This is a genomic window from Streptomyces lonarensis (assembly GCF_012033735.1).
Lineage (GTDB): Bacteria > Actinomycetota > Actinomycetes > Streptomycetales > Streptomycetaceae > Streptomyces > Streptomyces lonarensis.
The window spans coordinates 1-2833 of the sequence record NZ_JAAVJD010000390.1 but is presented as its reverse complement, the minus strand read 5'-3'; the positions used below and the strand labels follow the sequence as shown (position 1 = coordinate 2833).

Below are 2833 nucleotides of genomic sequence, written 5' to 3'. Positions count from 1 at the left end.
GACCGGGACCGGCCGCCGGGGCCTGCCGGACGCGGGCGCGGAGCGCCGCCTCGGCGGCGAGCCGGTCGCGGGCGGCGAACAGCGCGCGGGAGAGCGCGAGCGCGGTGCGGCGTTCGGCGGGCGAGAGGTACCGGTTGCGGCTGGACAGCGCCAGGCCGTCCTCCTCCCGGACGGTCGGCACCCCGACCGTCCGGACCGGGAAGTTCAGGTCGCGGACCATGCGGCGGATCAGCGCCAGCTGCTGGGCGTCCTTCTCACCGAAGAGCGCCACGTCCGGGTCGGTGAGGTGGAGCAGCTTGGCGACGACGGTGAGCACGCCGTCGAAGTGGCCGGGGCGGTGGGCACCCTCCAGCCGTTCGCCCATCGGGCCGGCGGCGAGGGTGACCAGCGGGTTGCCGTCGGGGTAGACCTCGTCGCCGGCGGGGGCGAAGACCACGTCGGCACCGGCCTCGCCGGCGATCCGCAGGTCGTCGGGGAGGGTGCGGGGGTAGCGGTCGAAGTCCTCGCCGGGCCCGAACTGGAGCGGGTTGACGAAGACGGTCACGACGACCTGCCCGTCGGGGCCGGCCTCGCGGCGCGCGGCGGCGACGAGGGCGGCGTGGCCGCGGTGCAGGGCGCCCATCGTCATCACGACGGCGCGGGTGGCGCCCGGTCGGCGGAGTTCCGCCAGCTCGGCGGCGGTGTGCACCAGGTGGGGGGCTCTCATCTGCCGTCCTCCGTCCGCCCCGTGCCGTCGGCGGGGCCGGTCGAGGGCTCCCCGGCCAGGGCCTCCAGCAGCCGTTCGGCCTGCTCGGGGCGGAGCATGCCGTTGTCGAGTGCCCGGTCGGCGGTGGTCCGCGCCATGGCGAGGTAGCCGGGCAGCACGCCGGGCACGTGGTGGCGCAGCTGCGCGACGTGCTCGGTGACCGTGCCGGCGTCGCCGCGGGCGACGGGGCCGGTCAGCGCGGCGTCGCCGGAGCGCAGCGCGTTGTCCAGCGCGGCGCCGAGCAGCGGGCCGAGCATGTGGTCCGGGGCGGTGACACCGGCGGCGCGCAGCACCTCCATGGACTGCGCGACCAGGGTGACCAGGTGGTTGGCGCCCAGCGCGATCGCCGCGTGGTACAGCGGTCGGGCGGCCTCCTCGATCCACTCGGGTTCGCCGCCCATCTCGATGACCAGCGCGGACGCCGCCATCCGCAGCTCCTCGGGGGCGGTGACGCCGAAGGAGCATCCCGCGAGCCGCTGCACGTCGACGGCGGTGCCGGTGAAGGTCATCACCGGGTGCAGCGCCAGCGGCAGCGCGCCCGCGCGGCGGGCGGGTTCCAGCACCCCGGTGCCGTAGCGGCCCGAGGCGTGGACCAGCAGCTGGCCGGGGCGGACCGCTCCGGTGCGGGCGAGGCCCGCGACCAGGTCGGGGAGGGCGTCGTCGGGCACGGTGAGCAGCACGAGCTCGGCCCGGGCCAACACCTCCGGGGGTTCGACGACGGCCGCGTCGGGCAGCAGCTCGGCCGCGCGGCGGCGCGAGGTCTGCGACACCGCGGAGACGGCGACGGGGCGGTGGCCGGCCAGCGCGAGCGAGGCGGCGAGGGCGGGGCCGACGCGGCCGGCTCCGACGACACCGACGGTCAGTCGGGCGGGTCGGTCCTCGGCCCGGCCGGGCGGGGCGGGGGGTGGTTGGTTCACGGCGCCTTCCGTTCCAGTCCGTCGATCCGGTACCGGACGATCGACGCCATGCTACGGGCCGGGCCGGCGCCGTCGGCGCCCCGGGCGAGGGGCACCGGCGGCCGCCGGTTCGGGACGGGATGTCACGGGTTGGCCGGACGGCGGGCGGGCGCGGGCCCGGGCGTCGGCCGTGGGCAAGGCGCGGGAGGTCGAGCGGGTGGGGGCGACGGCTCGGGGTAAGGGCGGCGCGGGGTGCGGGCCGGGGTCAGGCGCCGCGCGCCTGCACCAGCCCGATCTCGTACGCCAGCACCACGGCCTGGACCCGGTCGCGGAGCTGGAGCTTGGCGAGGATGCGCCCGACGTGCGTCTTCACCGTCGCCTCGGAGACCACGAGCTGGGCGGCGATCTCGCCGTTGGACAGTCCCTGCGCGATCAGGACCAGTACCTCGCGCTCCCGCTCGGTCAGCTGGTCCAGCTCGGGGTGGGACGCGGTGCGGCGGCGGACGGGCAGCAGCGAGGAGAAGCGGTCCAGCAGCCGCCGGGTGGTGGAGGGCGCGACCACCGCGTCGCCGCTGTGCACGGAGCGGATGGCGGAGATCAGCTCGTCCGGCGGGACGTCCTTCAGCAGGAAGCCCGCGGCACCGGCCTTGAGGCCGGTGAAGGCGTACTCGTCGAGGTCGAAGGTGGTCAGGATCAGCACCTTCGGCTCGCCGGGACCGCCGCCGCCGTCCTTGCAGATGCGGGAGGTCGTCTCGACGCCGTCCATGCGCGGCATCCGCACGTCCATCAGGACGACGTCGACCGCGGTGGAGCGGAGCGTCTCCAGCGCCTCCACTCCGTCGCCCGCCTCGGCGACGACCTCCATGTCGGGCTGCGCGGCGAGGACCATCTTGAAACCGGTGCGGAGCAGGACCTGGTCGTCGACGAGCATGACGCGGATCGGCATGTGCGGCTTCTCCTTGGAGGGGACGGGGCGGGCGGGGCGGTGCGGTCGGCGTCGGCCGGTGTGCCGGCCTGCATCGACCTGTATCGGTCGGAGCCGGTCAGCTGGGGCCGGGGCGGCGTGGCGGGTGCGGCGGGCCGCCGGGAGGGGCGCCGGTCTGCTCGGTTGCGGGCCCGGCTGCCGGCTCGCCGGGGGCTCCCGAGTCCGCCGCCTCGTCCCCGGGGGCGGGCGCGGCGGTGGGACCGGCGG

At 76.8% G+C, this 2833-nt stretch carries 3 protein-coding genes; all 3 read right to left on the bottom strand.

Going from position 1 to position 2833, the window contains the following annotated elements; all coding sequences use genetic code 11:
• The coding region (panC, locus tag HCN56_RS24855) for a pantoate--beta-alanine ligase (RefSeq protein WP_167974807.1) at window positions 1-706 on the bottom strand (706 nt) is incomplete at its 3' end.
• Window positions 703-1662 carry a Rossmann-like and DUF2520 domain-containing protein gene (locus HCN56_RS24850; protein ID WP_167974805.1) on the bottom strand — a complete coding sequence of 320 codons (960 nt, stop codon included), beginning with the start codon at window positions 1660-1662 and terminating at the stop codon, window positions 703-705. The genes HCN56_RS24850 and panC, both read right to left, overlap by 4 nt.
• A 244-nt stretch (window positions 1663-1906) precedes the next feature.
• Window positions 1907-2587: a response regulator gene (locus HCN56_RS24845; RefSeq protein ID WP_167974803.1), complete on the bottom strand. Its 681-nt coding sequence runs from the start codon at window positions 2585-2587 to the stop codon at window positions 1907-1909.
• Between the last annotated feature and the right edge of the window lie 246 nt (window positions 2588-2833).

Excerpts from the sequence above, each read along its gene's own strand:
- HCN56_RS24845 (WP_167974803.1), bottom strand. The coding sequence starts at position 2,587 with ATGCCGATCCGCGTCATGCTCGTCGACGACCAGGTCCTGCTCCGCACC.